Here is a 17,093-nt window from a genome sequence, read left to right on the forward strand (position 1 = left end):
GCTTATTTCGTGAGGCTGACGCGGCCGGGCAGGTTTTTTCGCTGCCGGCCAAGGTTCTCACGGTATTCCGTAGGGCCGAGAGAGATTTCGATCCGCTTCTGGTTGTACCAACGGACGTAGGAAGCAACCGCTTCGATGAATTCCTCAACGGTGGTGTTCGTCCAGTTTCGAGGATAAAACAGTTCGGTCTTAGATCGGCCGGGGCTCGCTCAACGTAGCGGACGCCTTCGGGCAGACCTCCGTTGGCGTCGAGGACTACCGCACCGTGACCGTCGGCTGCAGTTATGGCTTAGGTGTGGTTAAGGCCTACGTCAACTACCTGCGCCATCGACTAGGACGCGAGCGGCAGATGAACGCACTGATCGGTGCGTCGGTCCCCGTCGGCGCGGGGCAGCTCCGGGTATCGTTGCGCGCGCTCCGAATGCTCCGGCCCAGGCCTCGAGACCGGCGGCACGGCCCGCCAGTTCGCCTTCGGCTACGCACACAACCTGAGCAAGCGCACCACGCTGTACAGCACCTACTCGCGCATCAGCAGCCGCAGAAATGCCGCCTGCGTGGTGGCCGACTCGTCGCCCGCCGGTGTGGCGGGCCGACGCTCGTCGGGCCTGCACTTCGGGGTGAACCACGCCTTCTGAACGCAGCCTATGAACCGACCGATATGACATCTCGAGCGAAAGCACGGTGCAGACACCCACCGAGATGATCCACGACGGCATGACGAAGACCGCGCAGCTCGCTGTGTCGCGCGGCCTGGCGGAATTCCCCCCTGCTAAGAACATCACGGTGAACAGCGCACTTCCGGGTGCGAGGAAATGCCCGGCGTCGGCGACTTCGTGGAAGGCATGACGCGCTCGAACGATAAGAGCTTCTAGCAGGTCGAGGCGGAGTTCTTCGACCAGGTCCGCCCAACCTCGATGATCAAGCGCTTCGCATCGCCACAGGAAGTGGCCGCTCTGGTGGCCTACGTGGCAAGTCCGCCCGCTTCGGCGATCACGGGGCAACCCTTCGCGTCGACGGCGGCATCGTCAGGAGTCGCTTCTGCGAACGCTGGCCTTTGAGTTCGTACGAGATTCCCCGCGCTGCCTTCGAACTGCTCGCCCGGCCTCATATGACAACGCCATCCACAGGGGGCGAGGCAGACCGCCCGACGCGCCCGCGGGTCGCGCAGCGCCTGAACGCAGAGCGGTTCTCGATTCGATCGTTGGGACTGGAAACCGAAAAAAGAGGACTTGAGTGGTATTCAAATGGCTGTATAAATATACAGTATGCCGCTCGACCCGCCGCCTTTTGCCGAACTGCATTGCCGTTCCAGCTTCACCTTCCTCGTGGGCGCCTCTCAGCCCGAAGAATTGGTGAGGAGGGCCGCGGCCAAGCTCTACACGGCGCTGGCGATCACAGACGAATGTTCGGTCGCTGGCGTGGTGCGGGGGCACCTGGAGGCGCGCGAGTGCGGACTGCACTTCATCGTCGGCAGTGAGATCCTGTTCAAGACCAGCGGCGGTGCACAGTTCGCGCGCCTGGTGCTGCTTGCGCAGGAGCGTCTCGGCTATGGAAACCTCTGTGAGTTGATCACGCTGGCGCGACGACGGGCCGAAAAGGGGTCCTACGACGCACGCGTGGCGGACCTCGAGGGCAAGTCTCCCAACGCCCCACACCTGGCGGGTCTGCCAGGCTGCCTGGCCTTGCTGATCCCGGAGAAGGACGGCACGGTCGAAAGTATCTTCGGGCAATGCATGTGGCTGCGGACCTGGTTTCCTGAACGTGCATGGGTGGCAGGGCCGCGGCCGCTGGAGATCGATGACGACTTGCGCTGCTGGACCGTCGAGGAGGCCGTTGCGCGCGCAGGTCTGCGCATCGTGGCCACGGCCAGCCCGCTGATGCACACACGCCTGCGCAAGCCGCTGCAGGACACCCTCACCGCAGTGCGTCTCGGCCGGCCGGTCCAACGCTGCGGCTACGACCTGCACCCGAACGGCGAGCAGTACCTGCGCGGGCGCGCCATGCTGGCCGAGCAGTTTCCGTCCGACTGGATGCGCGAGACCCTCAAGGTCGCACGGCGCTGCACGTTCTCGCTCGAGGAACTGCGCTACGAATATCCGGAGGAACTGGTACCGGCCGGAGAGACTGCCGCTTCGCACCTGCGCAAGCTCACCTACACCGGCGCCCGAACGCGGTTCCCCCGGGGGTTGCCGGTCCAGGTTCGGACGCAGATCGAGCACGAGCTGAAGATCATCGCCGAGCTGCAGTACGAGGCCTATTTCCTCACGGTCGAGGACATCGTGCGCTTCGCGCGGTCCCGCAACATCCTCTGCCAGGGCCGAGGCTCGGCCGCGAATTCGGCGGTCTGCTACTGCCTGGGGGTCACCGAGGTGGACCCTGCGCGCATGAACGTTCTCTTCGAGCGCTTCATCAGCGTCGAGCGCAAGGAGCCACCCGACATCGACATCGACTTCGAGCACCAGCGTCGCGAGGAGGTGATGCAGTACATCTACCGCAAGTACGGCCGTGACCGCGCGGCGCTCACCGGTGTCGTGACCGCCTACCGCACGAGATCGGCGCTGCGCGATGTGGGCAAGGCCTTGGGTTTTCCGCTGGAGGTGGCCGAGCGCTTGGCGAAAACGGCCTACGGCAACGAGGAACAGTGGATCAGCGATGCCTGCCTGCAGGACAACGCGCTCGACCGCACTGCCCCCCTCGTGGACCTGTGGCTGAACCTCGCGAAATCGGTGCGCGGCTTCCCGCGCCACCTGAGCCAGCATACTGGCGGCTTCGTCATCGCACGGGACAAGCTCAGCCGGATGGTGCCGGTGGAAAACGCGGCAATGGAAGACCGCAGCGTGGTGCAGTGGGACAAAGACGACCTCGACGCACTGGGCTTGATCAAGGTCGATGTCCTGGCCCTGGGCATGCTCACCGCGATCCATCGCGCGCTCGACTTCATCGCGGCCAAGCGCGGTGCACCCATGCGCATGCAGGACGTCCCCGCGGAAGATCCCTTGACCTACGCGATGATCCAGAAGGCCGACACGGTCGGCGTCTTCCAGATCGAGAGCCGGGCGCAGATGACGATGCTGCCGCGCCTGAAACCCGCGCGCTTCTACGATCTGGTGGTGCAGGTCGCGATCGTGCGTCCCGGTCCGATCCAGGGCGGGATGGTGCACCCGTACCTGCGCCGGCGGGCGGGCGAGGAGCCGATCGAATACCCCAGCGAGGACATCCGGATCGCGACCGAGCGCACGCTTGGCGTGCCGCTGTTCCAGGAGCAGGTGATGCAGATCGCCATGCTGGCGGCCGACTTCACGGCCGGGGAGGCCGACCAGCTGCGCCGGGCGATGGGCGCCTGGCGCAAACGCGGCGGCCTGGAGCAACATCAACGCAAGCTGATCCAGCGCATGCTTGCCAAGGGCTACACCCAGGCGTTTGCCGATCGCATCGCCAAGCAGGTCGAGGGTTTCGGCAGCTATGGTTTTCCGGAGAGTCATGCCGCCAGCTTTGCGCTGCTGGTGTACGTGAGCTGCTGGCTCAAGCGGCATCATCCCGATGCTTTCCTTGCTGCGCTGCTCAACAGCCAGCCCATGGGGTTCTATGCGCCGGCGCAGCTCGTACGCGATGCGCGCGAACACGGCGTCGTCGTTCACCCCGTGGACGTCCAGCACAGCGAGTGGGCCAGCACGCTCGAGGAGCCGGCGCAAAGCGCCAATGCATCACCGCGCTGGGACACGAACTACGCCGAGCCGCTTCGCGCAGTGCGGCTGGGCCTGTCGCGGATCTCGGGGATGCGCGAAGCCGTTGCCGAACGCATCGTGCACTCCCGCAAGGCGGGGCGGTTCCTGAGCATCGAGGACCTGACACGTCGCGCGGGGTTGGATGGACATGATTTGAAATGCCTCGCCGGCGCCAATGCGCTGCTGGGACTGGCCGGCCATCGCCCGGATGCCTTGTGGGAGGCCGCGGGCGTGGACACGCGGCCGACGAAGATGTTGAGCGAGGCGCCGACCGTCGAAGATGCCGTGGCTTTCGCGGTGCCCCGGGAGGGCGCCGAGATCGCGGACGACTACGCGACCATGGGACTGACGCTGCGGCGGCATCCCCTCGCGCTGCTGCGAGCCCAACTGTCGGAAATGGGCATCCACACGGCGGAGGACCTTCGCTCGAAGGCACAGGATCGCCAGCGCGTACGCGCAAGTGGCATCGTGACGCATCGCCAGCGGCCGAGCACGGCCAGCGGCGTGATTTTCGCGACGCTCGAGGACGAGACAGGCACGGTGAACATCATCGTCTGGCCCTCGCTTGCCGAAGCACAGCGCAAGACCTTGCGCGGCGCGATGCTGCTGACGGTGGATGGCACCTGGCAATGCGACAAAGGCGTGTATGCGTTGGTGGCCAGCCAATTGCTGGATCACACGGCATTGCTGGGCGGCCTGCGGGTTAGCAGCCGGGATTTCAGATAGCAGATCGGCGGCCTCGAGCGCCGAAACGGCGGCGAGGACGAAACGGCGACGCCGGCATTCGCCAGGTGGGGTTCCCAGCCTGCGCGTTCACTCGTTCGTTCACCTTCCTCCCTCAACTGGCTATGCCACGAACTTGTGCGCGACCGAGGATTGAGAAAAGGAACTCGACATGGCCATTGGCCGTTGATTTCCATCCAGAAGTGACCCAGTCGGGGCGGATAAAACTTGGACTGGCTTTATGCCGCAAGTCCAAGGCTCACCCGGTGTTCGATGGGGCTGAGGGCCCCGGGGAGATCTTGATCCGCTTCTCGTTGTACCCGCGGATGTACGAGTCGACAGCCTCTACGAACCGCTCAATGGTGGCGTTCTTCCAGCCTCGAGGATAGAACAGCTCAAACTTCAACACTCCACCCTTTCAGGGACGCATCGCTCCAGCATCTATCGGATTTGGTCATCGCCGTTCCCGTACTTGGAGTCGTCTCGGGACGACTACCGGTATGCATCATGCGAAGTCCGAATGCTTGCAGCGCTTGCAAAGAAAATAAGACTTTGGATTGGGTTTTCGCACGAAGTCTATTTTTATTCGCAGAATGAGACATTGGCTGATGCGCGAAGCCTCATGAAGAACGAATAGTGCTGATATGGTGCACGGCGTAGTTTTCCTCGTATCCCTGTTGCCTTTGCATGGGACCAACAACGCCCATGAGCCACGCCAAAGTCTTTCCCCGCCATTCCTTCTATTGCGTGCTCGCCGGCATCGCGGCCCTTTACGTCTTCAGCGCCATGATGCTGGTACCGGCCAAGGTCTACATCCTTCCGTACCTCATCACGCCGGACTTCATTCACCGCAGGGGCGCCATCGTCGTTCTCTTCCTGGCCGTTCCCGCCGCAATCTATTTGATCTGCTGGCAGGGCAGCGACTTCTTCGCGTGGCTGCGCGCGCCGGGGGAGCTGTCCGTGAGCAGGCACGGCCTCCAGCTCGGCGACCGCACACTCGCGTTCGCGGACGTCACGCGCTTTCGCCACCGCCATAGCCGCAACCATGTGCTGCTCGGCACTCGCAACGGAAGGATGCTGTGCCTGCGCCTGAACCTGTGGGACGCTCCGGATGCTTTGCTCGCCGAAGTGGAAGAGGCCGTCGGCACCACAATGGCACACGATGTCGAGCGCCGCCTGCATGCGGGCGAGACGGTGAAGTTCGGCGCGCTTGACCTGCAGGCCGAAGGCCTGGTGCACAAGGGCCAGTTGATTGCGTGGTCGACTATCGACACCATCCGCACGCAGTCCGACGAAGAGGGCATGGAGGTGGACGAACACCTGGTCATCGTCGCGCACGGCAAGTCCCGAAAGATCGATCGCTCGAAGATCGACAACGAGCCCGTGCTGATGGCCTGCCTGGTGCAGCGCCTGCCCGCGCACTGAATCTTCTTCCTCCCGCTTTTCTCACTCCGACACGCGCACAGCGCATCAGACAAAAATGGAAATCTACAGCTCCGCCGCCCAGCAAGAGAAGACCCGCCAGGACCACCCCGTCTTCTATTCCCGCACGCGCCTGATCGCCGGCGCCGCGCTCTGGGCGGTGGTGACCGTGGTGCTGGCGGTGCTGTGCATCCGCGCGCAGGACAAGAACATCGGCATCCTTATCGCCGCCTGCTTTGGATTGCTCACGGCATGGCTCACGTTCAAGTGCTTAAACACGCTTCGCAACATCGACCAGCCCGCGTTCGTCGTCGGCCGCCAGGGTCTGACCTTCGAGAACGGCATGCTGCTGCCGTGGGACAACATCGTCGAGAACACCTGGGTCAACCAGAGCTACATGGGCATTCCCATCGGCAGGCAGATCCAGATCAAGACCGATCTGCCCAAGCCGCGGGCACGGGTGCTGCGTCGTGCCACGGGCTTGGAGATTTCGGGCGACGAGTATCTGGCGCTGTGCGACGCCTATCGGTGAGGCGACATAGCCGCGCTCCGCTTCAGTGCCGCTGGTCCGCGCATAGCGGCAACTGAGGACGACAACCACAGGCACGTGTGGCGTAGATCGCTGCAGATTCGCCAAATGACATGTTCGTTCTTGAGGGAATGAGAGGGGGTCCTGTCGTGACCGAGCGCGGCCGTGCGCTGAAGCATGCTGTGGACGGTGTGCCCTTGCGCCTGTCAACCATGACTTGCCGAGCTGCATACAAGGAAAATGTCCCTTGCGAGTCAGCAGACGAGCAATGCGCGGCTGGATATTCATGGGTCGACCGCCCCCAGCTGCGTCTCAGACGCGCGCGAAATCAGTGAAATGATGTGCCGCAGCGCGGTAGCTTCGACGGGCTTGGCGATGATCGCGATGCCGAGTGCTTGCACCTGCTTCAGGCGGTCCGGCCCGGTTTCGCCGCTGATCAGCAAAAGCGGCAGATCTTTATCGAATCGCTCGCGCAGGCGCAGCCCCACATCCGCGCCATTGGCTTCTTCCGACAGGCGATAGTCGCAGATCAGCAGATCGAAACTTTCGCCTGCGGCCTGCGCGCTTTCCATGGCGGCCACCGCCTCTGACTGGCTGCCGACTGCGGTCAGCTGCACGCCCCATGTGGCCAGCAAGTCGGTCATCGCTTTTCGTATGTCGGCCTCGTCATCGACCAAGAGGACACGCCGGGGCATGGCCTTGCGCGCCAACGCAGACACTGCGCCGTGGATGGAGGCCACCACCGGCTGCGTGCCCTCAGGTTCGCAGACGAGCGGCAGGGATATCCTGAACAACGTGCCGCGGCCCGGCCTCGAGCGCATCTCGATCGGGTGCGCCAGAAGTTTCGAGAGCCGCTTCACGATGGAGAGGCCGACGCCCAGGCCCAACGATCGGTCCCGGCCGGGGTTGCCTATTTGATAGAACTCGTCGAAGACGCGCTCCCGCTGGTCGGGCGCGATGCCAACGCCCGTATCCCGCACGTCGATCCACACGCGGTCCTTCCGTAGGCGTGCGACGACGATCACCCCGCCCCTGGGGGTGTATTTGAGCGCGTTGTCGACCAGGTTCGACAGCATGCGCGGCAAGAGTTGGGGATCGCTGCGCACGCGCAGTCCGCACGCGCGAACGCGCAGTTGCAGGGACCGCTGTTCCGCCAGCGCGCCAAAGACATCGTCCAACGACTGAAGAATGGGGTCGAGTGGCACCGGCTGGAGCGTCGGCTTGACCACCCCAGCATCGATCCTGGATACGTCCAGCATGGTTTCGAGGGAATGACTCAGCGCATTCACGGCCTGCATCAGGCGATGGGCGTTCGCACCTTCTGTCTTGCCCTCGAGCTGGTTCTCCAGTGCCGCCCCGAACAGCGAGATGGCGTGCAGCGGTTGACGCAGGTCATGGCTGGCAGCCGTCAGGAAGCGCGTTTTCTCGAGGCTGGCGCGTTCGGTTTCCTGCACCTGCTCCTGGAGCCGGGCCGCCAGGGCCTCGTTCTCGAAGCGCAGGGTCAATGCCTCGGTGAGCTGGTCGGTTTCGTGCATGCCGGCACGAAGCAGCATGGCCAGGTGCACGGCCGCGAAGGCAGCAAGAAAATAATAGTACGTACCGCCTTCATGGATCAGCGCCGCGATCAGGCTGAGCATCGCGCATAGCACATGGCCCACAAGCGCGATCTTGAAGGGCCGAAGCGATTGCACGGCGCGTGCGCAATTCGCCATCATGACAACGATGAGTACAGCGGTCAGGGGCAAATGGCCTGGTTGCACGAAGATCCAGGGCGCCACGCCATCCGCCACGCCGGCCGCAATCGTGCAGATGGTGATGGCTCGCGCCCATCGCTTGCTCTCGGAATAGGGCACCTTGCGCATCCACCGCGGAATCTGCAATGTCACGAGCGACAGCAAAAAGTGAGCTGCGGTATAGATGATGACGGGGAGCCCTGGCAGCTCTGCATACATGATCCCGCCGATCACCAGTACGAACACCATGCGCGAACGAAAGATGGTGTTGAAGATGAGCAGGAACGCTGCGATCTGTTCGCTCAGCACGCGCTGCGCGAGCGGCGCGTTTGACGGTAGCGTGTCCATTGATACTTTCCGGTCCTGTTTACGTCCCAGTCCCTCCTGAAGCAAGAATGGCGCCGCAGCACGACATGTGTGCTGAGCGCTGCCTCGTTGTCGCGACGAGCCGCTTTTGACGAAGCAGGAGGCATTGAAGTTCCCCTTCACCCTGGCTCGCCATGGTTACTTTCGGCACTTTGTTAGCGCCCTCTTCCTTCCTATAGTCCGCGCGGTCCGTATCGGAGTGTGTGGATTCATTTTTCAATCAGGAAGGTAGTAATGAATAAGAGTTCTTGGGCAATGGGAGGAATTGCCATTATTTCGGCCGCGGTGCTGGCTGCTTGCGGAGGTGGGGAAGTGGATCATCCGGAAGCTTCTTTCCGGTCAACCCGCCGGTCGACGGTGGCGGCGGTTCCGCGCCGCCCCCACCAGCACCGCCTGCTCCGGCACCGCCGGCGCCTGCGCCCGCTCCAGCGCCCATATCGGGCAAATGGAGCACACCGGAACTGGTGGAGGCCGATGCACAAGACGTCACCGAGCACCGCATCGCAGTGTCGGCAAACGGGACCGCAGTCGCGGTATGGCTGGAAGATCGCTCTACCGGCACGAGCGAATTTTCCAGCGTGCATGCACGCGCCTACTCTCCGGCAACAGGCTGGGGAGACCCGGTGGCGTTCAATCTCACGGGCAGCAACAGCGCAGGCAAGCCCGAAGTGGCGATCAACGCCAACGGCGAAGCGATTGTGGTCTGGGTGCAGGTCGGGGACCCGGCCGCCGGTACATCGCGCCGCTTCAACATCGCGTCCGTTCGATACAAGGCAGGTGCCTGGGACAGTGCGCCCACGAACCTGCTAAGCGCCAGCGATATCCCGGATGCCGGCTTCTCGATGGACTTGACGGCGCACCAGATCGCGTTGGATGACGCTGGCGATGCGCTCTATGCATTTACTGTCGCAACGATCCTGGACGCGCCGGACGGTGCATGGGCAAAGCGCTACCGCAACGGCGTCTGGGAACCGGCGGCGCGTTTCCTCACCGGCGCCAGTTCGGAAGCACGTGACATCAGGCTTGCTGCGGCCCCCAACGGCCACACGGCAACGGCCGTATGGAAGCAGTACAACAATTCCAGCAACAAGTACCGCGTTCTGGCGAGCGAGTACACCGAGGGCGCGGGCTGGAGCGCAGGCCACGCCATCGACGCCGACCTGGCGCTGGGCTCTTACGACAACCCGCGCGTCGCCATCGCCGCCAACGGCGAAACCACTGCTGTCTGGGAAGCCAGCACGACCGGCGGCACGCGCACCGACGTCTACGCGAGCCGTTTTGCGGGCGGCACCTGGAGCCAGCCGACCGTTGTGACGAGCATTTCCATCGGTCGTGCGGATGGCTTCATCGCCGATCTCTGCAGTGACGCCGCGGGCAACGCCATGCTGGTCACGAAGCCGTACGACCTCGGACAGATCGCAGCCACGCGCTTCTCGGTGAGCACCGGTTGGGCGCAGCCAGAGCGCATTCCTCCGGAGACGCAGAGCTTCATCGTTCCTCAGGCATCGGTCGCCTGCAACACCAAGGGCGACGCGATGGTGTCCTGGCGCGCAGCGCTGGGCCCGACCAACAGCTATGACATCTGGGCCCGCCCTTATGCAGCGGCCAGCGGATGGGGTACGGCCGAACAGATCGTCTCGCTGCCCTCGAGCCCTGGGCTCACGTTGCGCAGCGCGCTGGTGGGCTTGGACGACAGCTCGAAGGCGCTGACGGTCTGGCGTCAGGACAACCAGCCCGGTGTGAGCCCGCCACAAAGCCTGTGGAGTTCCACGTTCAAGTAAGGCGGTGACCGGCCGGCTGACGCCAAGGCTCAGCGCGGCCGCATTCATTTTTTTCTGATCGACGCCAATGCTTCGCTCGCATGGCGTCGCTCGATCGTTTCAAGTTGACTCGTATGAAATCTCTCGTGATTGCCAAGGCCACTGCAATGGCCGCTCTTCTGGTGCTTGGCGGTTGTCAAAACATGCCGGGCCTGGATATGCAGATGGGTTCTTCATCCGCCAAGACCGTGGCAACAGGCAGCGCCGCGGGTTCGGCGTCTTCTGGCGAGAGCGGTGCGCTCGAGCGTTGCGACTCGCCGCTGGGCACCGTTTCGTTGATCGAAAACGTCAACGCGGGCTGGTACACCGTGCTCACCGGCGAATACCGGTTGCCGCCCACGGCGAACCTGTTGCGCCTGCTGGTTCAGCAATCGAACTGCTTTGTGGTCGTCGAGCGCGGCGCGGCCGGCATGAACGCCATGACGCGCGAGCGCGCCCTCATGCAGTCGGGTGAAATGCGCGGCGGCAGCAACTTCGGCCGCGGGCAGATGGTCGCTTCGGACTACGGCCTGTCGCCGGAAATCGTATTCAGCAACAACGACGCGGGCGGGCTGGGCAGCACCTTGGGCGGCCTCATCGGCGGGAGCCGCGGCCGCGTCGTCGCCAATCTTGGCGCCAACCTCCAGACCAAGGAAGCCTCCGCGCTGCTCACGCTCATCGACAACCGCTCGGGCGTTCAGGTGGCGGCCGCGGAAGGCAGCGCTTCCAAGACCGACTTCTCGGGCCTGCTCGAGCTGAGCGGTTCCAGAGGGGGCGGCAACATCGGTGGCTACACCCGCACGCCGCAGGGCAAGGTGATTGCGGCTGCGTTCATGGACTCGTTCAACCAGATGGTGCGTTCGCTGCGCAGCTACAAGGCGCAGGTCGTTCAGGGTCAAGGCCTCGGAGGCGGGGGCCGCCTCGGCGTCGATGGTGGGGCGGCGCCGTCGCAGACCAGCGCTCCCGGGGCAAGAACCCGTCGCAAATAGTGCGTTTGCCATTCACCAGTTGCGCGTGCACATGGCAAGCGGATGCCTGTCATGCGCAAAGCCTCTTGCCTGATGCCAGTTCAGCCATGGCCTGCAGCGGCGCCCGGGCGCTGACTGCATGAGCAGCATCGGGACGTCCGAGCCCTTGCGCTCAGCAGCCGGTGGGGCGCGGTTTCGCCAGCGATCGGCAGCAACGATGACGCAGTAAAGAACCGTTCGTTCAGGCGCATGTCAACCCTGAACTCGTCAGTCCCATCGGCCCGGCGGTCGTCGCGCTGCACGACGGGGAGGCAGGCCGGGTCCATGTTCGGATAGCCGAAGCGCACCAGAGCTGTGCCAAAGCACAGGCAGGTGGATGATGGCGGGCCTGTGACTTGCGTAGACAGCCGCCGCCTGCTCGCGGAGCGCGCGCTGGCTCAGGTTTCTGCCGCCGGACGTCCCGGCGTACTGCCGGCCATCGCTTTCTTGCTTTCATTGACAGGGGCGAGCCCATCAGCGCAGGCTGCTGATGAGCTGCGCGCGGGAACGGATCCCGAGCCTCAGCAAAATGGTGGAAACATAGTTCTTGACCGTGCCTTCGCTGAGTCGGAGCGCCTCGGCGATCTCCCTGTTGTTCTTGCCTTCCAGTATGAGCTGGAACACCGGTAGATGCCGAGGCGAGAGCGTTTCCGATGCACGCTCGGGAAGGCTCGGTCTCAAAGGGGATGGCGTTCTGGAAGGAAGCGGCAGTCCATCCGCCCCACCACTGCCGATCAATCCGCAAGCGCGGATGAAGCTCACGACCTCCTGCAGGTTGGCGGTCTTGGGCAGGAAGGCGCTGGCACCGGCGGCCAGCGCGCTTTGGGCGAGACCATCCTGAGCCAACGAGGTGGTGCCGATGCCTGAAATCACCACGATTCGAGCCTCGGGATGGCGATCGCGAAGTGTCGTCAGGCCGTTGAGTCCCTGCGTATCGGGCAGGGCCAGGTCCAGGAGGAGGAGATCGATGGCGTCCTTCTGACGATCGTAGAGCGCCAAGGCTTCGGCCAGGCTCCCTGCTTCGAGGACATTCACGGTCATGCCGGCGGGTGACGCCTGCGATTGAAGCAGGGCACGTACACCGAAGCGGACAAGTTCGTGGTCGTCCACCATCAGGATCGTGAACGAACGCGCAGACGAAATAAAGGTCATGACGGGATGTTAGGTGCGCTTGCAGTCTGTGGGCGGTGACGAAAGTCACCGCCCACAGGGCATGCAGACGCAACCGGCCGGAGCCCTGCGCTGCGGCGCAAGATCTCAAACGCTCGCGACTGGCGGTCGAAAGATGACAGCAGTTGGCATCGATGCATTTTTTTCGAGCGGATTTTTCCCTCTTGCTCCTACCGGCGCCATTGCTCTTGGGCCGCAGTGTGCATATCGGACATGGGGTCAACGTGAAGTCCGTGCGCTGCCATAGAAGCATCCTGCACAGGCTGCACAGGCTGCACAAGGCCGCGCAAGCCGCAGCCCGTTCAGCACGATTCAAAGACTGCTGGCTGCAATTGCGGTGTGACCATGGCTGGGATGATCCGCTCCATCTTCGATGAAGAAAGGACGGGGAAGATCAGACCTCCGTCGAGTTCAGCATGTAGATCCTCAAGCCCATCGAGCTTGTGTCAGTCTGTGCCAAGTGATTGACCTTGGCACGAGCCGGTCGCTATATTGTTTCGGCAGAGCTAGGGAGAGACGCATTGCCCGAAAATTGGTACTACGTGCTTACGTGCATCGCCGTGGTCGTGGTGATATGCAATCTGTTTGCAACGGTGGTTGTGCTGCGCAGCGACTTTTATTCACCGTTCCAGCAGAGCCTGCAACTGGCCTTGGTGTGGTTGATTCCCGTAGTGGGTGCGGCCTGCTGCGCGAGCTTCGCATTCATCCACGGGCGAGCGGTGCCGGTCCCCGGCAAGCCATTCCCGAAGCCCGATTCTTTCGACTTGCCCGGCGGCGAAGGCAACAGCCTCTGAGCCGGTCGTTGCCTGCAGCGGTCATCGGCGACGGTCCTGCCCGACGCTTCCTGGAATTCCTCTCGAGGCAGCTCATACGCAATAAGGAGCAGGTCTAGGCGATGGGTTTTTCGATGGAGCACCGGATCGTTCTCCTGACCACGGCATTGATTGATCCTCGGAATACCAATGTGGCGGATCGTCGCGCGCACCGGGCATCCCGGTGTGAGAGCTGTCCTGTTCATCATCCCGTTGGTCAACGCAGGCGTGCTCTGGTGGTTGGCCTACGGCAAATGGCCCAGCATGCCGGATCGATCCTGACGCATGCCGGTATTCACCGATGTCCAGACTCTGCGTGGCTCACTGCACAAGGCAGGGCTGAGCGACTACGCGCGCGGCATCGAGGCCTCTGTTCGGCCCGTGTTGGTCTTCGTTCGTCGCCAGGAAAAGGACGATACGTTGCCCCTGGGTGCCAACACGATGGCCGGCAACCCCGACTTGCCGCCCCGGCATGCCGTGGCTCGTACGCCCTGCACTGGCCTCGCCTGAGCGCCAACTGACGCAGCTTCGCCAGCAAATCGAGGCCACCGCAACGCCAAGCCACCGATGACCGGCGAGATCGGGCCGATCGCTTTCGATTCCCGCAGCGACAACCTGCGCGGGACGGTGACCATCTACGAGGTGCGCCAGGGCAAGCTTGTGGCGTCGCGCTAGCCCGCAAACGTGCTCGAAGCACGCGCCTTCACCATGCGACTTGGCCCGAGCAGCCCAAGCGGCGCGAACGAACCGGGCGGCCCACGCCGTGTCGGATCTGCCACGCCCTTCGGGGCTGTACCGCCCCGGCGACGAGCCAGGCGATCTTCGGAGCGTGGCGCCACGACGAGCCGCGCTCTCACAGCCGAAGGCGAAAGCGACCACCCACACTGACCAGGAAAAGGTCGCCTCATCGGGAGCTTCGTGATGCGGTGCTGCAAATGGATCATCAACTGCCACCTCTGACGCGCGCCGTGGCTGCTTCCGCTGAGGGGACTGCAGCGCCTTGCCAACAGCGAACAGCCCCGAAACGCTCGTTCCAGACAGAACAGAAGTGAAAACGGGCAGGCGGCCGAGTGGCCGTCTGCCCGTCCGTCATCACGCGACCGCGGGCGCCGCGCCCAGACGCACGGGAGGGCGCTCGTTCGCCTGGCGTCTCAGCTCTTGAAGAACGCCAGCAGATCCGGATTGAGGACGTCTGCGTTGACGGTGAGCATTCCGTGGGAATAGCCCTTGTACACCTTGAGCGTGCCGTTCTTCAGCAGCTTGACCGACTTCAGCGCGGCGTCGGCGATCGGAACGATCTGGTCGTCGTCGCCGTGCATGACCAGGGTCGGCACGGTGATCGCCTGGAGGTCCGCGGTCTGATCGGTCTCCGAAAACGCCTTGATGCCGTCATAGTGGGCCTTGGCGCTGCCCATCATGCCCTGGCGCCACCAGTTCTGGATCACCCCCGGGTAGACCTTCGCGCCCTCGCGGTTGAAACCGTAGAACGGACCTGTCGGAACGTCGACGAAGAGCTGTGCCCGGTTGTCGGCGACACCCTTGCGAAAGCCGTCGAACACTTCGATCGGCAATCCTTCCGGGTTGCTCGCTGTCTTGAGCATCAAGGGGGGACTGCACTCACGAGCACGGCCTTCGCAGCACGGCCGCTGGGCTGACCGAATTTGGCGACGTAGCGCGCAACCTCACCGCCGCCGGTCGAGTGGCCGACGTGGAAGACCTTGGTCAGGTTCAGCGCCTCGACGACGGCGAAGGCATCGGCAGCGTAGTGGTCCATGTCGTGACCTTCGCTGACCTGCGCCGACCGGCCATGGCCACGCCGGTCGTGCGCGATCACCCGGTAGCCACGCTGCACGAAGAAGAGCATCTGGGCATCCCAGTCATCGCTCGAAAGAGGCCAGCCATGATGGAACATGATGGGCTGGCCGTCCTTGGGTCCCCAGTCCTTGTAGAAGATCTCTACGCCGTCCTTGGTGGTGATCGTGTTCATGAGGTGATGCCCTTTCTGAGAATGCGCGGTTGCGCGGTGCTTGGTGGAGGGAGTTGCATTCCCCACCATCGGGAGACCGGCGATCGCCATGCCCCCCGCGCTGGCGAGAAGAAGCTTGCGCCGTTCGCTGTCAAAAACGGTGTGAAGATCGAGCTGTTTCATGTGTTACCTCGGCAGCGTCAAGCTTGCGCTTCAAGGGGAGCGACTGCCCGGACAGTCTCGAGAACGACGTGAACCAGCAAGACGGTGATCCTGGGATCGGCGGGAATATTCATGGTTTCCTTGAAAGAAATCAACGGGCTTGGGATCGCGCAAGCCACCCCGTTTCGAGAGGGCGACGAACCATGGGGCCCGACTATGAGGCGCAGCGCGGCGCGCGTATTGCAGATTCGGCGCCCAAATTGAACGCTTGTTTTTCTTGCGCCGCCCGAGGCGCCGCATCGGCTTGCGCGACAGCCTCGCGACCGCGACTGCTTTGAACGCCCGCACAACTGTTGATTTTCAGGAACAAGTTTTTTGCTGATGGAGGGGGTTTTCCTGCAAGAGGCGCGAACGCACACTCGGCACCGATCGAGCACCGCTTCTCCTCGCTCGAGACTCACCGGGGCTCGGCCGTGGCGGCACTCCACATCTACACTGACGGCTGGCACGCAATGTGCGACGGGAAGAACGAGGTCGAGCCGACAAAGGTGCGACCCCACAGGCTCGATCGACTGCGCGAGGAATATCTTCAAGGAAGCGCGCAAAATTTCTATCCTTCATTCGTCGCAGCGCCGCCAATCGGATACCCCATCACTCCAACTCCCGCCCTCCCAGTTCATGCGCGCCGAAAGCAGCCTCAACGAGGCGAGAAGTCAACCTCTGCCCGCAGGTCAAGGGCTCATGCCACAAGACCTGCTCGGCTGCACGGTCGGTCATCTGCAGAGAGATCAGGAACTTTCGGCTGACGGCGTTCGGATCTATCGCAAGACCGTGAACGCCCATGAGCGGCACCATGTGGAGACCGCCCCCAGCGGTCGCGGCGTCCTGCTCGGCATCTCGTTGCGCGACGGTCACCGCCGACGAATCCTTCATGAACACCATGCGTCTTGTCACGACTTCGGCAAGGGCTCGATCTATGTCCGCGATTTCTGCGACCGCTATCGCGCGGACATGCAAAGCGGCTTCGACTTCGTGCTGCTCGAAGATCTCCCACTCGGCCCTGGAGCGCGCCATGGATGAAAAACCGGGGCCGCGCGTGGGCGGCTTGGTCGATGTCGCAGGCGTCAGGGACGAGGTCCTCGCCCATCTCGCGAGCGCGCTGACCCCTGCGCTCGAACGCCCTGCCGAAGTCAGCCTGCTGTTCGTCGATCAGCTCAGCGTCGCGATGACGAGCTACCTGGTCGACAACTACGGCCGCGTTGCGACTGCGGCCGAGCCGCGGGCCAACCGTCTGCTCTCGCGTTCGCACGAGGCGCGCGTCAAGGAGATGCTGCGCAGCAAGATGGACGGCAGCATTTCGATCGCCGAGATTGCCGACGCCTGCAACCTGTCGCGCAGCTATTTCATCCGCGCCTTTCGCGAGACCACCGGCCAGACGCCGCACCAATGGCTGACCGCACAGCGGCTGGAACGTGCGCGCGCGCTGCTGAAGGACTTCGAACGGCCCTTGGCGGACGTTGCCGCGGCTTGCGGCTTTGCGGACCAGAGTCACTTCACGCGCGTGTTTTCCCAATACACCGGCATGCCGCCGGGCAGCTGGCGCAAAAAGACGCAGCTTGAAAAATAAGAATGCCCGAACGCGGATACCGATGCGAAACGCCGAGCTCCGCAATTCTTCG

At 63.4% G+C, this 17,093-nt stretch carries 12 protein-coding genes and 4 pseudogenes; 11 read left to right on the top strand and 5 right to left on the bottom strand.

Annotated elements, in window-relative coordinates; all coding sequences use genetic code 11:
* Positions 1 to 2 precede the first annotated feature (2 nt).
* Positions 3 to 200: pseudogene (locus ACHMXA_RS32680) on the bottom strand (IS3 family transposase); the annotation flags it as partial.
* A 165-nt stretch (positions 201 to 365) separates the two neighbouring features.
* On the opposite strand from ACHMXA_RS32680, the gene ACHMXA_RS32685 reads away from it, so the two are divergent.
* From ACHMXA_RS32685 to ACHMXA_RS32695, 3 genes and pseudogenes are all read left to right on the top strand, one after another.
* On the top strand, positions 366 to 635 hold the full coding sequence (locus ACHMXA_RS32685; RefSeq protein WP_395321463.1) for a hypothetical protein: 270 nt from the start codon (positions 366 to 368) through the stop codon (positions 633 to 635).
* 28 nt (positions 636 to 663) lie between these two features.
* Positions 664 to 1,039 (top strand): annotated as a pseudogene (locus tag ACHMXA_RS32690) (SDR family oxidoreductase); the annotation flags it as partial.
* A gap of 226 nt (positions 1,040 to 1,265) precedes the next feature.
* On the top strand, positions 1,266 to 4,451 hold the full coding sequence (locus ACHMXA_RS32695) for an error-prone DNA polymerase (RefSeq protein WP_395321465.1): 3,186 nt from the start codon (positions 1,266 to 1,268) through the stop codon (positions 4,449 to 4,451).
* A 236-nt stretch (positions 4,452 to 4,687) separates the two neighbouring features.
* Here the strand turns inward: ACHMXA_RS32695 and ACHMXA_RS32700 are convergent.
* Positions 4,688 to 4,860: pseudogene (locus tag ACHMXA_RS32700) on the bottom strand (IS3 family transposase); the annotation flags it as partial.
* 335 nt (positions 4,861 to 5,195) lie between these two features.
* On the opposite strand from ACHMXA_RS32700, the gene ACHMXA_RS32705 reads away from it, so the two are divergent.
* A complete protein-coding gene (locus ACHMXA_RS32705) occupies positions 5,196 to 5,873 on the top strand; it encodes a hypothetical protein (protein ID WP_395321467.1) in 678 nt (225 codons plus the stop codon).
* A gap of 55 nt (positions 5,874 to 5,928) precedes the next feature.
* Positions 5,929 to 6,402 (top strand): hypothetical protein, encoded by a 474-nt coding sequence (locus ACHMXA_RS32710; RefSeq protein WP_395321469.1) that lies wholly within the window; start codon positions 5,929 to 5,931, stop codon positions 6,400 to 6,402.
* Positions 6,403 to 6,683: 281 nt separating this feature from the next.
* On the opposite strand, the gene ACHMXA_RS32715 is transcribed toward ACHMXA_RS32710, so the two are convergent.
* Positions 6,684 to 8,480, bottom strand: a complete 1,797-nt coding sequence (locus ACHMXA_RS32715) for a hybrid sensor histidine kinase/response regulator (RefSeq protein ID WP_395321471.1) — start codon at positions 8,478 to 8,480, stop codon at positions 6,684 to 6,686.
* A gap of 482 nt (positions 8,481 to 8,962) precedes the next feature.
* On the opposite strand from ACHMXA_RS32715, the gene ACHMXA_RS32720 reads away from it, so the two are divergent.
* Entirely contained in the window at positions 8,963 to 10,279 is a 1,317-nt protein-coding gene (locus tag ACHMXA_RS32720; protein ID WP_395321473.1) for a hypothetical protein, read from the top strand.
* A 113-nt stretch (positions 10,280 to 10,392) separates the two neighbouring features.
* On the top strand, positions 10,393 to 11,286 hold the full coding sequence (locus ACHMXA_RS32725; protein ID WP_395322662.1) for a peptidoglycan-binding protein: 894 nt from the start codon (positions 10,393 to 10,395) through the stop codon (positions 11,284 to 11,286).
* Positions 11,287 to 11,778: 492 nt separating this feature from the next.
* On the opposite strand, the gene ACHMXA_RS32730 is transcribed toward ACHMXA_RS32725, so the two are convergent.
* A complete protein-coding gene (locus ACHMXA_RS32730) occupies positions 11,779 to 12,456 on the bottom strand; it encodes a response regulator (protein WP_395321475.1) in 678 nt (225 codons plus the stop codon).
* Between the two features lie 539 nt (positions 12,457 to 12,995).
* Here ACHMXA_RS32730 and ACHMXA_RS32735 point away from each other — a divergent pair.
* Positions 12,996 to 13,268 (top strand): hypothetical protein, encoded by a 273-nt coding sequence (locus tag ACHMXA_RS32735; RefSeq protein WP_395321477.1) that lies wholly within the window; start codon positions 12,996 to 12,998, stop codon positions 13,266 to 13,268.
* A 303-nt stretch (positions 13,269 to 13,571) separates the two neighbouring features.
* Positions 13,572 to 13,796 (top strand): hypothetical protein, encoded by a 225-nt coding sequence (locus ACHMXA_RS32740; protein ID WP_395321479.1) that lies wholly within the window; start codon positions 13,572 to 13,574, stop codon positions 13,794 to 13,796.
* 641 nt (positions 13,797 to 14,437) lie between these two features.
* On the opposite strand, the pseudogene ACHMXA_RS32745 reads toward ACHMXA_RS32740, so the two are convergent.
* Positions 14,438 to 15,273 (bottom strand): annotated as a pseudogene (locus ACHMXA_RS32745) (alpha/beta fold hydrolase).
* 819 nt (positions 15,274 to 16,092) lie between these two features.
* Here ACHMXA_RS32745 and ACHMXA_RS32750 point away from each other — a divergent pair.
* Positions 16,093 to 16,494, top strand: coding sequence for a hypothetical protein (locus tag ACHMXA_RS32750; protein ID WP_395321481.1), 402 nt, complete (start codon positions 16,093 to 16,095; stop codon positions 16,492 to 16,494).
* On the top strand, positions 16,487 to 17,041 hold the full coding sequence (locus tag ACHMXA_RS32755) for a helix-turn-helix domain-containing protein (RefSeq protein ID WP_395321483.1): 555 nt from the start codon (positions 16,487 to 16,489) through the stop codon (positions 17,039 to 17,041). The genes ACHMXA_RS32750 and ACHMXA_RS32755 overlap by 8 nt, the downstream gene beginning before the upstream one ends.
* Positions 17,042 to 17,093 lie beyond the last annotated feature (52 nt).

Source organism: Variovorax sp. UC74_104 (assembly GCF_044055375.1).
In the GTDB taxonomy this organism is placed as follows: domain Bacteria; phylum Pseudomonadota; class Gammaproteobacteria; order Burkholderiales; family Burkholderiaceae_C; genus Variovorax.

Bases quoted from the DNA above. Each gene is read 5' to 3' on its own strand.
- ACHMXA_RS32740 (WP_395321479.1), top strand. From the start codon at position 13,572: ATGCCGGTATTCACCGATGTCCAGACTCTGCGTGGCTCACTGCACAAG.
- ACHMXA_RS32725 (WP_395322662.1), top strand. From the start codon at position 10,393: ATGAAATCTCTCGTGATTGCCAAGGCCACTGCAATGGCCGCTCTTCTG.
- ACHMXA_RS32750 (WP_395321481.1), top strand. From the start codon at position 16,093: ATGCGCGCCGAAAGCAGCCTCAACGAGGCGAGAAGTCAACCTCTGCCC.
- ACHMXA_RS32730 (WP_395321475.1), bottom strand. From the start codon at position 12,456: ATGACCTTTATTTCGTCTGCGCGTTCGTTCACGATCCTGATGGTGGAC.
- ACHMXA_RS32755 (WP_395321483.1), top strand. From the start codon at position 16,487: ATGGATGAAAAACCGGGGCCGCGCGTGGGCGGCTTGGTCGATGTCGCA.
- ACHMXA_RS32695 (WP_395321465.1), top strand. From the start codon at position 1,266: ATGCCGCTCGACCCGCCGCCTTTTGCCGAACTGCATTGCCGTTCCAGC.
- ACHMXA_RS32710 (WP_395321469.1), top strand. From the start codon at position 5,929: ATGGAAATCTACAGCTCCGCCGCCCAGCAAGAGAAGACCCGCCAGGAC.
- ACHMXA_RS32715 (WP_395321471.1), bottom strand. From the start codon at position 8,480: ATGGACACGCTACCGTCAAACGCGCCGCTCGCGCAGCGCGTGCTGAGC.